The 15,857-nt window shown below is 74.7% G+C and carries 14 protein-coding genes; 7 read left to right on the forward strand and 7 right to left on the reverse strand.

Annotation, left to right across the window (positions count from 1 at the left end):
• Positions 1-15 precede the first annotated feature (15 nt).
• A complete protein-coding gene (locus PH190_RS11350) occupies positions 16-396 on the reverse strand; it encodes a hypothetical protein (protein ID WP_274231609.1) in 381 nt (126 codons plus the stop codon).
• Between the two features lie 125 nt (positions 397-521).
• On the opposite strand from PH190_RS11350, the gene PH190_RS11355 reads away from it, so the two are divergent.
• Together PH190_RS11355 and PH190_RS11360 are read left to right on the forward strand one after the other, a co-directional pair.
• Positions 522-761: a hypothetical protein gene (locus PH190_RS11355; protein ID WP_274231610.1), complete on the forward strand. Its 240-nt coding sequence runs from the start codon at positions 522-524 to the stop codon at positions 759-761.
• Positions 762-808: 47 nt separating this feature from the next.
• Complete coding sequence (locus tag PH190_RS11360; protein WP_274231611.1) at positions 809-1,369, forward strand: GNAT family N-acetyltransferase; 561 nt, start codon at positions 809-811, stop codon at positions 1,367-1,369.
• A gap of 108 nt (positions 1,370-1,477) precedes the next feature.
• Here the strand turns inward: PH190_RS11360 and PH190_RS11365 are convergent, their stop codons facing one another.
• Positions 1,478-1,606, reverse strand: a complete 129-nt coding sequence (locus tag PH190_RS11365; protein ID WP_274231612.1) for a hypothetical protein — start codon at positions 1,604-1,606, stop codon at positions 1,478-1,480.
• A 331-nt stretch (positions 1,607-1,937) separates the two neighbouring features.
• Between PH190_RS11365 and PH190_RS11370 the strand changes: the two genes are divergently transcribed.
• Entirely contained in the window at positions 1,938-3,347 is a 1,410-nt protein-coding gene (locus PH190_RS11370) for an MFS transporter (RefSeq protein ID WP_274231613.1), read from the forward strand.
• Between the two features lie 60 nt (positions 3,348-3,407).
• Entirely contained in the window at positions 3,408-4,829 is a 1,422-nt protein-coding gene (locus PH190_RS11375; protein WP_274231614.1) for a glucose-6-phosphate dehydrogenase, read from the forward strand.
• A 50-nt stretch (positions 4,830-4,879) separates the two neighbouring features.
• Here PH190_RS11375 and PH190_RS11380 read toward each other — a convergent pair whose 3' ends face one another.
• Together PH190_RS11380 and PH190_RS11385 are read right to left on the reverse strand one after the other, a co-directional pair.
• Positions 4,880-5,647, reverse strand: a complete 768-nt coding sequence (locus tag PH190_RS11380; RefSeq protein WP_274231615.1) for a bestrophin-like domain — start codon at positions 5,645-5,647, stop codon at positions 4,880-4,882.
• A 69-nt stretch (positions 5,648-5,716) separates the two neighbouring features.
• Complete coding sequence (locus PH190_RS11385; RefSeq protein ID WP_274231616.1) at positions 5,717-8,092, reverse strand: xanthine dehydrogenase family protein molybdopterin-binding subunit; 2,376 nt, start codon at positions 8,090-8,092, stop codon at positions 5,717-5,719.
• Positions 8,093-8,285: 193 nt separating this feature from the next.
• Between PH190_RS11385 and PH190_RS11390 the strand changes: the two genes are divergently transcribed.
• Positions 8,286-9,206: an SCO6745 family protein gene (locus PH190_RS11390; protein WP_274231617.1), complete on the forward strand. Its 921-nt coding sequence runs from the start codon at positions 8,286-8,288 to the stop codon at positions 9,204-9,206.
• On the opposite strand, the gene PH190_RS11395 is transcribed toward PH190_RS11390, so the two are convergent.
• Positions 9,203-11,245, reverse strand: a complete 2,043-nt coding sequence (locus tag PH190_RS11395; RefSeq protein ID WP_274231618.1) for an NAD(+) synthase — start codon at positions 11,243-11,245, stop codon at positions 9,203-9,205. The genes PH190_RS11390 and PH190_RS11395 overlap by 4 nt on opposite strands.
• Positions 11,246-11,314: 69 nt before the next feature.
• Complete coding sequence (locus PH190_RS11400; RefSeq protein ID WP_274231619.1) at positions 11,315-11,617, reverse strand: PspC domain-containing protein; 303 nt, start codon at positions 11,615-11,617, stop codon at positions 11,315-11,317.
• Positions 11,618-11,894: 277 nt separating this feature from the next.
• Between PH190_RS11400 and PH190_RS11405 the strand changes: the two genes are divergently transcribed.
• Positions 11,895-13,340, forward strand: a complete 1,446-nt coding sequence (locus PH190_RS11405; protein ID WP_274231620.1) for a multicopper oxidase family protein — start codon at positions 11,895-11,897, stop codon at positions 13,338-13,340.
• Positions 13,341-13,411: 71 nt separating this feature from the next.
• Complete coding sequence (locus PH190_RS11410; RefSeq protein ID WP_274231621.1) at positions 13,412-13,744, forward strand: hypothetical protein; 333 nt, start codon at positions 13,412-13,414, stop codon at positions 13,742-13,744.
• 422 nt (positions 13,745-14,166) lie between these two features.
• Here the strand turns inward: PH190_RS11410 and PH190_RS11415 are convergent, their stop codons facing one another.
• Positions 14,167-15,729, reverse strand: coding sequence for a serine/threonine-protein kinase (locus tag PH190_RS11415; RefSeq protein WP_274231622.1), 1,563 nt, complete (start codon positions 15,727-15,729; stop codon positions 14,167-14,169).
• Positions 15,730-15,857: the final 128 nt, after the last annotated feature.

Here is a 15,857-nt window from a genome sequence, read left to right on the forward strand (position 1 = left end):
AGACGGGCGGGAGGCTCAGGAGGCCCGGCGACCGCGACGGTGCTGCGGCGCGAGGGCCGCGGCGCGCGCGGCCTCGGAGGAGCGGGCGGTGGCGCGGGCGGTGGCGCGCGCGGCGCGGGCGGTGCGGGCCCGGCGCAGCGCGGAGCTCCGTCCCGTCGACGACGCGCCGCGGGCGCGATCGGTCGCCGGCCCGAGCGTCGTCACCGTCCGGCCCGACCCGCCCGCGCCGGGCGTCCCGCCGTCGCCGGTGAGGACGAACCCGCCGATCTTCGCGACCAGGCCGAGGACGATCGCCGTCGGCCCGAGCACCCACGCGCCCGGCACGCCGAGCACGAGCACGCCGATCCCGGCCCCGAGGAGGACCAGACCGCCGAGCATGAGGAGAGCCGAGCGCACCAGACCACGCTACGTGATCGACGCCGGCTCTTCAGTCGACCGATCGGGCCAACGACGCGGGCCAGGTCGCGCTGACGACCGCGCCCCGGGGTCGTAGGGTGAGCCGATCTCGTCTGGGAGGGCACATGGAGTTCGCGGTCCGGTACGTCAACGGCCCTCTGCAGGGCGTCGGCTCGATCACGCAGCCCGACGACGCCGGGGCGGAGCCGCCGCTCCTCCAGCGCATCCCGCTGCCGAGCGGTGAGCACGGCCTGCGGCGGACGGTGTCGGACATGGCCGGGGGCGGGCAGGTCGCCATCTACGAGCGCACCCGCTACAACGAGCCGGCCGGCGAGTGGGAGTTCTCCCTGGTCCGCGTGGAGTAGCCACGACGACTGGCGGCGGGGGCGGGTCGGTGGGGCAGGATCGGGGCGTGTCCACCGAGTCCGCCGCCGGGTCGAGCACCGCGCCCGGTACCGGCGTCCTGCGCCCCGCCACCGCCGACGACGCCCCCCGCGTCGCCGCGATCTTCGCGGGCTACGTGCTGCGCTCCATCGCGACCTTCGTCGAGGAGCCCCCCACCGACGACACCTGGCGCGAGCGCATCACGACCGGCTTCGGCCACGGGCTGCCGTTCCTCGTCGCCGAGGTCGACGGCGAGGTCGAGGGCTTCGCGTACGCGGCGCCGTTCCGGCCGCACGCGGCCTACCGCTACACCGTCGAGGACTCGATCTACATCGCGCCGGAGGCGGCCGGTCGCGGGCTCGGGTCACAACTGCTCGCGGGTCTGCTCGACGCGTTGCGCGGCACCGAGGTGCGCCAGGTCGTCGCCGTGATCGCGGCCCTGGCCGGGTCGCGGCACGACACCCCGTCGATCGTGCTGCACCGCCGCCTCGGCTTCGTCGAGGTCGGGCGGTTGCCGTCGGTGGGCTACAAGAACGGTCAGTGGGCCGACACCGTGCTCATGCAGGCCGACCTGCGCCCCGACGGCTGAGGAGCCGATACGACGTCGGGCCGCCCCGCGACGTGCGGGACGGCCCGGCGAGCATGATCGGGGTACCGAGACGGACGTCGAGAGTCAGCGACGGCACTTCGCTGGTGCTCAGGCCTCGACGGCCACCGCGGACGCGGGGCGCCGGGCCCAGTTCCGCTGGGCGTGCCGGACGAGGGCGGTGGCCACCCCGACGCCCGCTCCCGCACTCACGATCATGCCGATGAACACTGCCGCCATGACGGCTCCTCCTCACCACGTGCCCGCGCCGCAGGCCGGCGACCGGGTCCGGGTGACCCGACCGGTCCGCGGGGCTCGCGAACGGTGGGTGCTGTCTGCACCCACGACGAGGGACGCGCGACGGAAGGCGTGTGTTCCACCCGCCCGGGGCGCCGCCGCATGACCCCACTCACAGCAACCGCATGCGTTCACCCTGTGCCTTCCGCAGGTCCGCAGTAATGTCCGACGAGCACGCGAAGTAAACGGACGTTAACGACCTTCGGGTTGTTCCCGTCAAAGCGGACACAGCGTTCCCGTCGGGGGCAGCGCTCCGGCGACGAGGGGAGTCGGCATGACGCAGACCGAGGAGGGCGTCGGTTCGCCCGAGGGCGTGACCGTCACCGACACCGGCACCATGAAGCGCGCGGTCGGCGCCGCGGCGGTCGGCAACATCACCGAGTGGTTCGACTTCGGGGTCTACGCCTACCTGGCCACGACCATCGAGGAGAACTTCTTCCCACCGGACGACCCGGCGCTCGCGCAGATCGGGGTGTTCGCCGGGTTCGCGGTGTCGTTCCTGGTCCGGCCGCTGGGCGGGCTGTTCTTCGGCCCGCTGGGCGACCGCATCGGCCGCACGAAGGTCCTGTCGATCACCGTCATCATGATGGCGATCGGGACGTTCCTGCTCGGCTTCATCCCGCCCTACGCGTCCATCGGCATCTGGGCGCCGATCCTGCTCGTGCTCTGCCGCGTCGTGCAGGGCTTCTCCACCGGCGGCGAGTACGCGGGCGCGATGACGTTCATCGCCGAGTACTCCCCCGACCGCCGACGCGGTTTCTTCGGCAGTTTCCTGGAATGCGGCACGTTCATCGGCTACGCGCTCGGCGCGACGGTGGCGACCATCATCCCGCTGGTCTCGACCCCGGAATTCGCCTCCACCTGGGCGTGGCGTATCCCGTTCTTCATCGCGCTGCCGCTGGGCATCGTCGGTGTCTACCTGCGCGTGCGGCTCGAGGAGACGCCGGCATTCCAGACACTGCTCTCGGAGTCCGAGGAGCGCGAGGGGACGCAGGCCGGCGCCGGCATCAAGAAGCTGTTCGTCGACTACTGGCCGGCGATGCTCGCGGCCGGCGGCCTCGTCGTCGCGTGGAACGTCCCGAACTACATGCTGACCAGCTACATGCCGACCTACCTCGAGGACAACGTCACCGTCGTCGGCGGCACCGCGATCGACAGCACGACCTCGCAGTGGCTCCAGATCGCCGTGCTCTGGGTCGCGGTGTTCGTCATCCCGTTGCTGGGCCGGCTCTCCGACCGCGTCGGGCGCAAGCCGATCCTGTGGACCGGGGCCGTCGGGACGATCGTCCTCGCCTTCCCGATGATCCTGGTCCTCAAGAGCGGGTCGGTGCCGCTGGTCGGCCTCGGCCTCGCCGTGATGGGCGCGCTGCTGATCTGCTTCTCGGCGACCTGCCCGTCGACGCTGCCCGCGCTGTTCCCCACCGAGATCCGCTACGGCGGCCTGTCGATCTCGTTCAACATCTTCGTCTCGGCCTTCGCCGGGACGACGTCGCTGATCATGACGGCGGTCGTGCTGGGCACCGGGTGGGCGTACTGGCCCGCGGTCTACCTCATCATCTTCGGGATCGTCGGCGTCGTCGTGCTGACCAGGCTGCGCGACCCGGCCGGGCGCCCGCTGCCCGGTTCGAACCCCGCGGTCTCCACCGAGCAGGAGGCCCGCGAGCTCGTCGCGGCGCGGGGCTGACCGACCTCGATGGTGGGCACGGGGGGTGTCGGTCGCGCGCAACACGGGCACGATGAGCCCGTGTCCTCGTCGACCGCCGCCCCCGGCCCCACCGTCTTCGTCCTGTTCGGCGCCACGGGCGACCTGGCCAAGCGCCTGGTGCTGCCGTCGTTCTTCCGCCTCGTCCAGGAGAAGCTCCTGCCCGACGAGTGGCGGCTGATCGGCAACGGGCGCCGCAGCAAGACCGACGACGAGTTCCGCGACGAGGTCCGCGAGGCCCTGGAGCAGTTCGGCGGCCTGACGCCCGAGGACGGGCCGTGGGACGAGTTCGCCGCGGGGCTGCGCTTCGCCGGCGGCGGGTTCACCGCCGACGACCCGGGAGAGCTGCTCGACCGCGTGGCCGAGGCGCGGGGCGAGATCGGCCAGGACGCGCAGCTGGTGCACTACCTCGGCCTGCCGCCCCAGACCTTCGGCGACTACACCCGCGCCCTCGGTGCGCACGGCCTCGCGGAGGGCTCGCGGGTGGTCTACGAGAAGCCGTTCGGCACGTCGCTGGAGACCTTCCGCGAGCTCGACCGGGTCGTGCACGACGTGCTCGACGAGTCGCAGGTCTTCCGCATCGACCACTTCCTGGGCAAGGAGGCCACCCAGGAGCTGCGGGCCCTGCGCTTCGCCAACGGCCTGTTCGGCAGCTCGTGGGACCGCCACCACGTCGCCGCCGTCGAGATCGACGTCCCGGAGACCCTCGACGTCGCCGACCGCGCCGAGTTCTACGACGCCACCGGCGCCGTGCTCGACATGCTCGTGACGCACCTGTTCCAGGTCGCCGCCGAGGTCGCCATGGACCCGCCGGCGTCGTTCGCGCCCGACGACGTGGCCGCGGCCCGCAACGACGTGATCCGGTGCTTCCGCCCGCTCGCGCGCGACGAGGTGGTCCGTGGGCAGTTCGACGGCTACCGCGACCTCGACCACGTCGCCGACGACTCGACCACCGAGACCTTCGTGGCCGCCCGCCTGTGGGTCGACAGCGACCGCTGGCGCGGGGTGCCGTTCCTGCTGCGCACCGGCAAGCGGATGGCCGAGAGCCACCAGAAGGTCAACCTCGTCTTCCGCGACCCCGAGGGCGGCCCGGTCGCCGAGCGCGACCTGCCCACCCGCGGCAACGTGCTGTGCTTCGACCTCGCCGGCGACGGCGCGCTGGCGTTGTCGATGAACGTCAAGACGCCCGGGGCGTCGTCGGAGCTGGGCACCACGTGGACCCAGATCCCGCTCGACACGCTCTCGGGCGGCGACCCGCTGCCCCCGTACGTGCGGCTCATCCACGACGTGCTCACCGGCGACCGCGCGCTGTTCACCCGCCCCGACGGCCTCGAGGACGTGTGGACCGCGGCCGCCGAGGTGCTCGACGACCACCGGCAGCCCGAGCCCTACGCGCCGGGTAGCTGGGGCCCCGAGGCGGCCCTGCGCCTCGCCGACCCGGTCGGCTGGGTCCTCCCCGGCTAGTCCGATCGGCCCACGTGAGCGATGTTCCCGGCCATGGCCGGGAACATCGCTCACGTGGGGCGGACCTGGACCAGCAGCTCGGGGTCGATGGCGAAGTAGCCGGCGAACGGGGCGGCCTGGGCGCAGAGCAGGGTCAGCGCGAGCGCCATGGCCGTGGCCAGCAGGAACAGGGCCACGCCCGCGCGGCGCAGGCGATCGGCCTGGATCGCCCCCATCGCCGCGAGCGTCGTGACCGCCACGAGGTAGAGCGCCGTGAGCCGCAGCGGGTCGATCGCCGACCCGCTGAGCACCAGGCGCGCCCGCCGGGCCTCCAGCGCCTGGTCGACGGCCGTGACGAGCCGGTCCTGGGCGACCCGCTGGCCCTCGGTCGTCACCGGCAGCGTCAGCGTCCTCGCCTGCACGGCCACCAGCCGCGACGGGGCGATCGTCAGCGTGGCGTCACCGCCGGCCATCTCCGGCCACTCGGTGGCCACGTACTGGTCGATCTGCTCGGCGATCAGCCGGCGCACCTCCGGTTGCTGCGCGGGGAACGCGCCCATGAGCAGGTCGACGTCGCGCAGTGCGCTGGCCTCCCGGCTCACGGCCGCCGCGGCGTCGTCGCGGTCGGCCCACACGTCGGCCACGAGGAACCCGACGAGCAGGCCGAAGATCAGGCCGAGCGGGGAGAGCAGGCCCGGGCTCAGCGGGCCCAGGTGCTCGATGCCCTGCCGGCGCGCCCACCACAGGACGGCCAGGACCAGCGCCGCGGCCAGGTAGACGGCGGCGAAGACCACCAGCGTGAGCAGGGGCAGGGGCGCATGCCCCAGCCACGCCACCATGCGCTCCCCCCCTCCGACCGACGTGAGCGGAGCTCCCGGCCCGGACCGGGAACCCCGCTCACGGACGGGTCAGTGCTGCGATCCCGGCTCCCCGGCGTACTCGGGACCGGCCTGCTGGCGCTTGGCCGGGTCCTCGGCCTGCGCACCCTCGATGGCCCGCCACACGGCCTCCGGGGTCAGCGGCATGTCGATGTGCCGGACGCCCAGGTGCGAGAGCGCGTCGACGACGGCGTTGTGCACCGCGGGCGTCGAGCCGATCGTGCCCGACTCCCCGATGCCCTTGGCGCCGATCGGGTTGAGGTGGGTCGGGGTCTCGGTGTTGGAGACCTCGAACCCGCACAGGTCCGCCGCCGACGGGATCACGTAGGACGCCAGGTTGCCGCTGGTCGGGTTGCCGTCCTCGTCGAACGTGACCCGCTCGTAGAGGGCCTGGGCGATGCCCTGCGCGATGCCGCCGTGCTGCTGGCCGGCGACCAGCATCGGGTTGAGGATGCGGCCCGCGTCGTCGACGGCGACGTGGCGGCGCTGGCGGACCATGCCGGTGTCGAGGTCGACGTCCACCACGGCGATGTGCGAGCCGAACGGGAAGCTCGACTGGCCCTGCTTGAAGTCGAGCTCCTCGAGCAGCGGGCCCTTCGACCCGTCGTCGGTGCCCGTGCCGTCCTCGGCGGCGGTGGCGACCTGCGACCAGGTGATCTCCCGGTCGGCGATGCCGCGGACGCCGAAGCCGCCGTCGGTCTGCTCGATGTCGTCCACGGACGCCTCGAGCAGGTGCGCCGCGATCTCCTTGGCGCGCGAGACCAGCTGCTCCGAGGCGTTGTGGATCGCGCTGCCGCCGGTCTGCAGCGATCGCGAGCCCAGCGTCCCGGCGCCGCTGCGCACGAGCGAGGTGTCGGACTGGACGACCTTGATCTTGTCCATCGGCACCCCGAGGACCCCGGACGCGAGCTGCGCGTAGGCGGTCTCGTGGCCCTGGCCGTGGGCGCTGGTGCCGGCCATGACGGTGAACGTGCCGTCCGGGTGCGCCTGCGCGGAGCCGTACTCGCCGTCGAGGCCCAGCGGGGCGGTGACCTCCACGTACGACGCGACGCCGATGCCCAGCGCGGTCCGGCTGCCCTCGGCGCGGCGGCGCTCCTGCTCGGCGCGCAGCGCGTCGTAGTCGGCGGCCTGCTTGACCGCGTCGAGCGCCTTCTCGTGCTCGGCGTTGTCGTACTCGGCGCCGGTGAGGCTCGTCATCGGGAACGCGTCGGGCTGCAGGAAGTTCTTCCGGCGCATCTCCAGCGGGTCGACGCCGATCTCGTCGGCGGCGATGTCGATGATCCGCTCGAGCAGCTGCGTCGCCTCCGGACGGCCCGCGCCGCGGTAGGCGCCGGTGGTCGTCGTGTTGGTGACGACGGTCTTCCACGTGAAGTCGATGGCCGGGATGTCGTAGACGCCCTGGGCCATGAGCTGGGTCAGGCTCGGCAGGATCGTGCCGACCGCGGGGTACATGCCGCCGTCGCCGATCACCGACGCGCGCAGGCCCACGATCTTGCCGTCGCGCTTCACGCCCAGCTCGGCGTACTGCACCTGGGCGCGCCCGTGCACCATCGAGAGCATGTTCTCGGAGCGGGTCTCGGTCCAGCGGACCGGCCGGCCGAGGTCCATCGCGGCCCGCGCGGCGATCGAGTACTCGGGGTAGGCCGTCGCCTTCGGGCCGAAGCCGCCGCCCACGCGCGGGGCGATGACGCGGACCTGGGTGGCGTCGAGGCCGAGGTCGCTCGCGAGGGCGTCGCGCGCCCCGTGCGGGGTCTGGATCGACAGCCACAGCGTCACGCCGCCGTCGGGCTCGCCCGGGACCGCGACGCAGGCGTTCGGCTCCATCGGGACGCCCGCGAGGCGCTGGTTGTAGAACTTGCCGGACACCACGACGTCGGCCTCGTCGAACAGGCCCTCGACGTCGCCGGTGCCCGCGCCCGCGACGACGTTCGAGCCGTGCTCCTCGAAGATCACCGGCGCGTCGTCGGCGAGGGCCTCCTCGATGCCGACGACCGCGGGCAGCGGGTCGATGTCGGGGAAGACGCTCTCGGCGGCGTCCAGCGCCTGGCCGGCGGTCTCGGCGACGACGGCGGCGATGATGTCGCCGACGAAGCGCACGCGCCCGCGCGCGAGCGGCGGGCGCGACATGGCGTCGGGGACGACGCCGGGCAGCCCCGGGCGGTCGTTGATCTGCAGGTCGCCGTCGGTGTAGACGCCCACGACGCCCGGCTTGGCGCGGGCCTCCTCGACGTCCACCGAGTTCAGGGTCCCGTGCGCGATGGGCGAGCGGACGAAGACCACGTGGTACGAGCCCTCCACGGGCAGGTCACCGGTGTACTGCGAGGCCCCGGTGATCAGGGCCTGGTCCTCGGTGCGCTTGACCGAGTGGCCGAAGATCGATCCTGATCGGCTGGGGGTGATGGTCATCGCCGTGCTCCCTCGGTGTCGTGGCGGCGCGGTCAGAAGATCAGACCGTTGGGGTGGCGTCGAGTGCAGATTTCCACGCCGTTTCCGGTTGCGCGCGTCCGGAGGCCGAACGTCCGCGCGACGGCGACCGTCCGGACCATGCTGGCCATCCTGCCGCTGGACGTGGTCCCCGTCACCGACGAGCATCCGCGCCATGGACTTCGCCGAGGCCCGCGAGGTGTTCTGCCGGCCGCGCACCGGCGCCGTGGGCGACGGTTCCGCGCCCGCCACCCCGGCCCGCCGCCTGCGCGACGCCGTCGAGCCGCTGGCCATGGTCACCGTGTGGAGCGACCCCGCGGCCGAGGAGAGCGGCGCGGCCGGCCTGGACTTCCTCGGCGGCTACGTCGGCGGCCGGGCCTCGGTGCTCGGCGACGTCGACGGCGCCGTCGTCGCGGCGGCCTTCGCGGTGTTCGAGCCCGGCCTGGTCGGCGGGCTGTGGGACCAGGCGCGGGCGACGTGCCCGGTCGCCGACCTGCGCGCCCTGCGCGAGCGCGCCGGCGCCACCGCGCTGCGCACGGTGCTCGCCGACGTCGGGGAGGCGGACGTCGACGGCGTCGTCGAGACGCTGCGCACCGGGCTCGACGGCGCCGACCTCATGGGCCGCCCGCTGTTCGCCGGCATGTCGCGCCTGCCGTGGCCGACCGAGACCCACGGACGTCTCTGGCACGCCGTGACGCTGCTGCGCGAGCACCGCGGCGACGCCCACGTGGCCGCCTGCGTCGCCGCCGGGCTCGACGCCGTCGAGGCCAACGTCCTCACCGAGCTGTGGGTCGGCTTCGACCTGCTCGAGTACACGTCCACCCGCGGCTGGTCCACCGAGGCGATGGACGCCGGGATCGCCCGGCTCCGCGAGCGCCGCCTCCTCGAGGGCACGGGGGCCGGGACCCGGCTCTCCGCGGAGGGCCGCCGCGCGCGCGACGCGGTCGAGGAGGCCACCGACCGCGCCCAGCAGCCCGTCGTGGACGCGCTCGGCACCGACCTCGAGCGGATCGTGCCCGTGCTCGAGACCTGGTCGGAGGCGGTCGTCGCCCGCGGCTGGTTCCCGCCCGACCCCTACAAGCGGGCTGCCGGCTAGCTCTCCGGCACGTGCTCGTCGATCTCGGCGAGCCAGATCGTCGCCGACGAGTCCGACGGGGCGCGCCAGTCGCCGCGCGGCGAGAGCGAGCCCCCGGCGACGACCTTGGGCCCGTTGGGCTGCGCCGAGCGCTTGAACTGCGCGAACCCGAAGAAGCGCTGCACGAACACCCGCAGCCAACCCCGGATCTCCGCGAGGTCGTAGGCCCGCCGGTCGTCCTCGGGGTAGCCCGGCGGCCAGACACCGGCGTCGAGGTCGCGCCACGCGTGCCACGACAGGAACGCGATCCGCGACGGCCGGAACCCGTGGCGCAGGACCCAGTAGAGGTTGAAGTCCTGCAGGTCGTACGGCCCGATCTTCTGCTCGCTGGACTGGATCTCCTGGTCGGAGTCCGCGGGGACGAGCTCCGGGCTGATCTCGGTGTCGAGGACGTCCTGCAGCACCGCGCCGACCTCGTCCTCGAACTGCCGCGAGCTGATGACCCAGCGGATGAGGTGCTGCACGAGCGTCTTCGGCACGCCGCTGTTGACCGTGTAGTGGCTCATCTGGTCGCCGACGCCGTAGGTGGACCAGCCGAGCGCGGCCTCGGACAGGTCGCCGGTGCCCAGCACGATGCCGCCGCGCTGGTTGGCGGCCCGGAAGAGGTAGTCGGTGCGCAGGCCGGCCTGGACGTTCTCGAACGTCACGTCGTACTGCGGCTCGCCCTGCGAGAACGGGTGGTCGAGCTCCTTCAGCATCAGCCGGGCGGTCTCGGTGATGTCGATGGTCTCGAAGGTGCAGCCCAGGGCCTCGGCGAGGCGCTCGGCGTTGCCCTTCGTCCGCTCTCCCGTCGCGAAGCCGGGCAGCGTGAACGCGAGGATGTCCGAGCGCGGGCGCCCGGCCCGGTCCATCGCCCGCGCGGCGACGATCAGCGCGTGGGTGGAGTCGAGCCCGCCCGACACCCCGATGACGACCTTGGCGTCGCCGATCGCCCGCAGCCGCTGCAGCAGCCCGGCGACCTGGATGTTGTAGGCCTCGAAGCAGTCCTGCTCGAGGCGGGCGGGGTCGGCGGGGACGAACGGGAAGCGCTCGATCGCCCGGCGGAAGCCGATGTCGCCCGTCGGCGGGTCGAGCACGAAGCCGATCGTGCGGAACGGCTGCTCGTGGCGGCGCCGGTTGTCGTCGAACGTGCCCATGCGCAGGCGCTCGGAGCGCACCAGGCGCAGGTCGACGTCGGCGACGGCGTGCTGCTCGCCGGCCGGGAAGCGCTCGGTCTCGGCCAGCAGCACCCCGTTCTCGTGGATGCTCGTCTGCCCGTCCCACGAGACCTCGGTGGTCGACTCGCCGTCGCCCGCCGCGGCGTAGACGTAGGCCGCCGAGCACCGCGCGGACGCCGACTGCGCGAGCAGCTGGCGGTCGTCGGCGCGCCCGACCGTGATGGGGCTGCCCGAGATGTTGGCGAGCACCGTGGCCCCGGCCAGCGCGGCCTGGGCGCTCGGCGGGATCGGCACGAACATGTCCTCGCAGACCTCGACGTGCAGCACGAGGCCGTCGACGTCGGTGGCGTCGAAGAGCAGGTCGGCGCCGAACGGCACGTCCTCGCCGAGCAGGTGGATCGTGCCGGACTCACCGGCACCGGACGCCATCTGGCGGGGCTCGTAGAACTCGCGGTAGTTCGGCAGGTAGGTCTTGGGCACGACCCCCAGGACCTGCCCGCGGTGCACGACGACCGCGCAGTTGTAGATGCGGTGGCGGTGGCGCAGGGGCGCCCCCAGCACGAGCACCGGGGTGAGTTCCGCCGACGCCGCGACGACGTCGGCGAGGGCGTCGACGACCGCGTCGAGGAGCGTGTCCTGCATCAGCAGGTCCTCGATGGAGTAGCCCGAGAGCGTCAGCTCCGGGAACACGGCGAGGCCCGCCCCGTCGTCGTGGACCTGCCGGGCCACCGCGAGCAGGGACGCGGCGTTCGCGGCCGGGTCGGCGATCGTCGTGCGGATCGTCGCGGCCGCGACGCGCACGAAGCCCTGGTGGTAGACCGAGGTGAAGGGCGGGCTGGGCATTTGCTGGCTGTCCTCCTGGGCCGGCGACGCGGGCGAGCGTAGATCGCCCGCCCGGCCGCCGCCGGAGGGTCAGACGGTGCTGGTCGGAGAGCCGGCCGGAGGGGTCGGGTCGCTCGGCGGGGGCGCCGCCGCGACACGGTCCTCCACCCCCTCCTCGGGCACCAGCGCCCAGGCGGCCAGGTAGGCGATCAGACCCACGAGGTGCCCGAACACGGCCAGGAGTACCGCGAGGACACGGACGAGGTTCACGTCCAACCCGGTGCGCGCGGCGATGCCGCCGCACACGCCGGCGATCCAGCGGTCGCGGACGCTGCGGCGGAAACCGAACGCCGGGACGGACGAGGGGGCGGGGCTGCTCTGCGAGGTGGTCATGGTCCCGACGGTGCCGTCGCGGCGGGGCCCCGCCCTCCGGGTCGGCCCCTGGTCGCACCCCGAAGCCGGGCGTCGGGGTCTCGGGGTCGGTGGCGGGACTCTCGGCACGTCGGGGGCTGCTGTGACGAAACGTCGGATTCGTGGCCGACCGACCGGCGCGCTCACCCGATCGCCGAACGGCCCGCGCGCGAGCCCGTCGCGATGGCCTGAGGCGGGTCCGACGATGCTGCGAGCGCGGCGACGGTCATGGCGCACCGGGGTCCGGCGACGGACCGTGGTGGCCGTCGTCGCCGCGCTCGCGATCCTCGTGCCGGTCGGGTGGCTGTGGACCGACAGCCTGGTGCCGGCGGACTACTCGGTCGCGGAGATGGGCGTCCCCGACCACGGCGGCGGCCCCGCCGGCCCGGCCGGGCACGCCGGGATGCACGGCGGGGTCCACACCGGCGGCCCCGCGGTCGACCAGCTGCGCGAGCCGCCCGGGCCCGCCGACGTCGACCTCACGCTCGTCGCGCGCGGCGGGCGGGTCACGCTGCCCTCGGGCCGGGTGATCGACGGCTACACGCTCAACGGCACGACGCCCGGCCCCGAGATCCGCGCCGTGCAAGGGCAGATGGTGCAGGTCCGGCTGGTCAACGCGGACGTCGCCGAGGGCGTCACCCTGCACTGGCACGGCTACGACGTGCCCGCGGGCGACGACGGCGTGGCCGGCGTGACCCAGGACGCCGTGCTCCCCGGTGGCGAGTTCGTCTACCGCTTCCGCGCCGAGCAGGCGGGCACGTTCTGGTACCACTCCCACCAGGTGGCCGACCCGCAGGTCAAGGGCGGGCTCTTCGGCGCGCTGGTCGTCACGCCGCACGCGGGCCTCGGCGAGGTCGGCGACGTCCCCGCGCTGACCCACCTCTACGACGGCCGCCGCACCGTCAACGGGCGCGAGGGCGACGTCGCGGCGGCGGGTGCCCCCGGGCAGCGGGTGCGCGTGCGGGTCGTCAACACCGACAACGGGCCGGTCCAGGTCTGGGTGGGCGGCGCCCCGTACCGGCTCGTCGCCACCGACGGCGACGAGGTGGACGGGCCCACCCCGTCGACCGACTCGCTGGCGATCACGGCGGGCGGGCGCGCCGACCTCGAGGTCGACGTCCCCGCCGACGGGTCCGGCGTGCGCGTCGAGATCGGCGGCTCCTCGGCGGTCACCTTCGGCGCGGCGCGGCCGCCCACCCCGCGGCCGGCCCGCGAGCTCGACCCGCTGCACCACGGCACCCCCACCGCGCTGCCCTTCGACCCGGACGCCGCCGACCGGCGCTTCGACTACGTCATCGGCCGCCGGCCCGGGTTCCTCGACGGCACGCCCGGCCTGTGGTGGACGGTCAACGGCGCGATGTGGCCCGACGTGCCGATGTACGTCGTGCGCGAGGGCGACGTCGTGCGCATGCGCATCGAGAACGGCAGCGGCGAGGTGCACCCGATGCACCTGCACGGCCACCACGCCGTGGTGCTCGCCCGCGACGGCGTGCCGGCCACCGGCAGCCCGTGGTGGGTCGACAGCCTCGACGTGGCCGACGGCCACAGCTACGACGTCGCGTTCGTCGCCGACAACCCGGGCCTGTGGACGGACCACTGCCACAACCTCGCCCACCCGGCGGAGGGGCTGACGGCACACCTGGTCTACGAGGGGGTGACGACGCCCTACCGCGCGGGTGGCCACGCCCACAACGACCCGGAGTGACCCGCCCCGGCGGCGGGGGGATACTCGTCGGTAACCACGCGGTCCCCCGCGGACCGCCCGGAGGTGACCCGATGACCGCGCCGACCCGCCCCACCAGCACGATCGGGACCGCGCCCTGGGTGCTCGCCCACGCCACGGCGTGCGCCGAGGCCGTGGCGACAGCCCTGGACCTGCTCGACGAGGACGACGTCGAGACCGTCCCGGACGACGCGGGTGAGGGCTTCACCCTGCGGGTACACGCCGATCCCCCGCGCGCGGTCCGCGCCGTGCGCTGGTCGGCGGTCGAGGGGTGGGCCGCGACGGCGGACCCGGCGCTGCGCCGCGCGCCGCGGTGGCGGGCGCTGCCCCTGGCGACGGACGCCGAGCCGCTGGCCCTGTGCGAGGTGCTGCGCCGCAGGCGGTGAGGGGCTCGCCGGGGACGGGGCACGCCGGCGCGGGCGTTCGCCGGTGCGGGCCCCTCGTCCGCACCGGCGGCCCCGGGTCGGAACGTACCGGGCGGTCCCCTCGTCGTGAAGGTCGACGTCGCGGCACCCGTGTGGCGGCCACCCGGATGTACGCACAATGACGTACAGCGCACCGGCCGTCGCCACCCCTAGCCTCGGTGATCGACGTCCCCGCCTCGGGGACGCACGGGAGGCGTCATGCGCGACCCACTGGCCGATCGACTGATCCAGGAGCCCCGCATCCGGCGAATCGTGCGCCGGACCTCGACCGTGTCCGGAGCCGCCGCCGTACCCGCCGTGCCCGCTCCCCGGGGCGAGGAGCCGGACGTCCCGGCGCCCCGGTCGCCGGGGCCCGAGGAGCGCACGAGCGCCTGACCCACCGGCTAGCGGCTGCGCCCGCGTCCGCGGGGGCCGTCGTCGCCCCGGTCGCCGTCGCGGTCCGACCGGGCCTGGGCCCGCCAGCGCTCGTACCAGCGCTCCCACGCCGCGCCGGCCCGGTCCGCGGCGTCGCGCGAGCGCCGGCTCGCCGACGGCGAGGTCGACGCGACCTCCTCGACGTCGTCGGCCGTGCTGGTCGCGCGGCGCGGGGCGGTCGTGCTCGGCGGCGCGACCGGGACCACCGGGGGCGCGGCCACCGGCACGGGCGCGGGCGCCGGCGTCTCGGGCGCCGCGAGCGGCACGGGGTCCGACGAGCTCGTCGCGGCCGCGACGACGCCCGCCGCCCCCAGGACGCCGACGAGCCCGGCGCCCACGGCCACCACCCGGCGCGCGGGCCGCCGCGACCGGCGCGACGGCGGGGCGACCGGCGTGAGCGCCCGGGTCGCGGGACGGGCACCGGGTCCGGCGGCCGATCCGACGGCGGGACGGGCGGCGGATCGGGCGGCGGGACGGACGTGCCCGGGCAGCAGGAGCGGGCCGGTGCGGGCCTCGTCGGCGTCGGGGTCGCCGGTCGGGTCGCCGGTCGCGTCGCCGCTCGGGCCGGCGGGGGTCCCCTCGCCGAGCAGGTCGGCGTGGACCGCGGTGACGGTGCCGCGCGCGTCGTCGTCCGCGGGTGCGGAGGCGAGGAGGGCGCCGGTCTCCGGTCCTACGTCCCGCCCGGCGAGCAGGCGTGCCGCGCGGGCGGCGTCGGGCCGGCCGGCGGGGTCGGGGTCGAGCAGGGCGCGCAGGACCGGCGTCAGGTCGCCGGCGCGCCGGGCCGGCGCCACCACGCCGGACGCGACGCGCGAGAGCACCTCGAGCGCGTTGCCGCCGTCGCCGGCAGGCGGGGCACCCTCGAGCGCGGCGTAGAGCGTGGCGCCCAGCGAGAACACGTCGGCGGCGGCCGTCGCTGGGCCGCCGCGGGCGAGCTCGGGGGCCATGAAGTGCGGCGTCCCGGCGACGAGCTGGTCGGCGGTGCCGGGCTCGGCGTCGATGACGGCGATGCCGAAGTCGGCGACGGTGACGGTGTCGGCGAGCCCGATCATGACGTTGGCGGGCTTGACGTCGCGGTGGACGATGCCGCGCGCGTGCATGGCGGCGAGGCCCTCGGCGATCTGCGCGCCGATCGCGGCCACCCGCACGGGCGGCAGCGGGCCCTCGCGGTCGAGGAGGTCCGCCAACGAGGGGGCCGCGACGTACTCCATGACGAGGCAGACCTCGCCGTCGAGCTCGGTCATGTCGAAGATCGCGGCGAGCCGCGGGTGGTGCAGGCGGGCGGCGACGCGGCCCTCCCGGTGCGCCCGCTCGCGCACGAGGCGCGCGCGGTGCGCGTCGAGGGCGCGGCCGCCGTGGAGCCGCTTGATCGCGACGTCGCGGTCCAGCAGCTCGTCGTGGGCGCGCCACACCGAGCCCGATCCCCCGCGCCCCACGGGCGCGAGCAGGAGGTAGCGACCGGCGACGAGGCGACCGGGCTCGATCGTGGCCCGGCCGTCCCCGAGGGCGACCGGCACCGAGGTCGGCGTCGTCATGCCCCTCCCTTCTGCTCCGTGACCGCGTATCGCGCGCCGTGACCATTCCGTTACCGAAATCGGCCGCGACCGTCCGGACCCCCCGATCGGGTGGCGCCGCATCCTCGCCCGGCCCCCGGCGGGGCCCG

Source organism: Actinomycetospora straminea (genome assembly GCF_028737255.1).
GTDB lineage: Bacteria > Actinomycetota > Actinomycetes > Mycobacteriales > Pseudonocardiaceae > Actinomycetospora > Actinomycetospora straminea.

Excerpts from the sequence above, each read along its gene's own strand:
- PH190_RS11415 (WP_274231622.1), bottom strand. The coding sequence starts at position 15,729 with ATGACGACGCCGACCTCGGTGCCGGTCGCCCTCGGGGACGGCCGGGCC.
- PH190_RS11355 (WP_274231610.1), top strand. The coding sequence starts at position 522 with ATGGAGTTCGCGGTCCGGTACGTCAACGGCCCTCTGCAGGGCGTCGGC.
- PH190_RS11380 (WP_274231615.1), bottom strand. The coding sequence starts at position 5,647 with ATGGTGGCGTGGCTGGGGCATGCGCCCCTGCCCCTGCTCACGCTGGTG.
- PH190_RS11385 (WP_274231616.1), bottom strand. The coding sequence starts at position 8,092 with ATGACCATCACCCCCAGCCGATCAGGATCGATCTTCGGCCACTCGGTC.
- PH190_RS11370 (WP_274231613.1), top strand. The coding sequence starts at position 1,938 with ATGACGCAGACCGAGGAGGGCGTCGGTTCGCCCGAGGGCGTGACCGTC.
- PH190_RS11365 (WP_274231612.1), bottom strand. The coding sequence starts at position 1,606 with ATGGCGGCAGTGTTCATCGGCATGATCGTGAGTGCGGGAGCGGGCGTC.
- PH190_RS11395 (WP_274231618.1), bottom strand. The coding sequence starts at position 11,245 with ATGCCCAGCCCGCCCTTCACCTCGGTCTACCACCAGGGCTTCGTGCGC.
- PH190_RS11410 (WP_274231621.1), top strand. The coding sequence starts at position 13,412 with ATGACCGCGCCGACCCGCCCCACCAGCACGATCGGGACCGCGCCCTGG.
- PH190_RS11400 (WP_274231619.1), bottom strand. The coding sequence starts at position 11,617 with ATGACCACCTCGCAGAGCAGCCCCGCCCCCTCGTCCGTCCCGGCGTTC.
- PH190_RS11390 (WP_274231617.1), top strand. The coding sequence starts at position 8,286 with ATGGACTTCGCCGAGGCCCGCGAGGTGTTCTGCCGGCCGCGCACCGGC.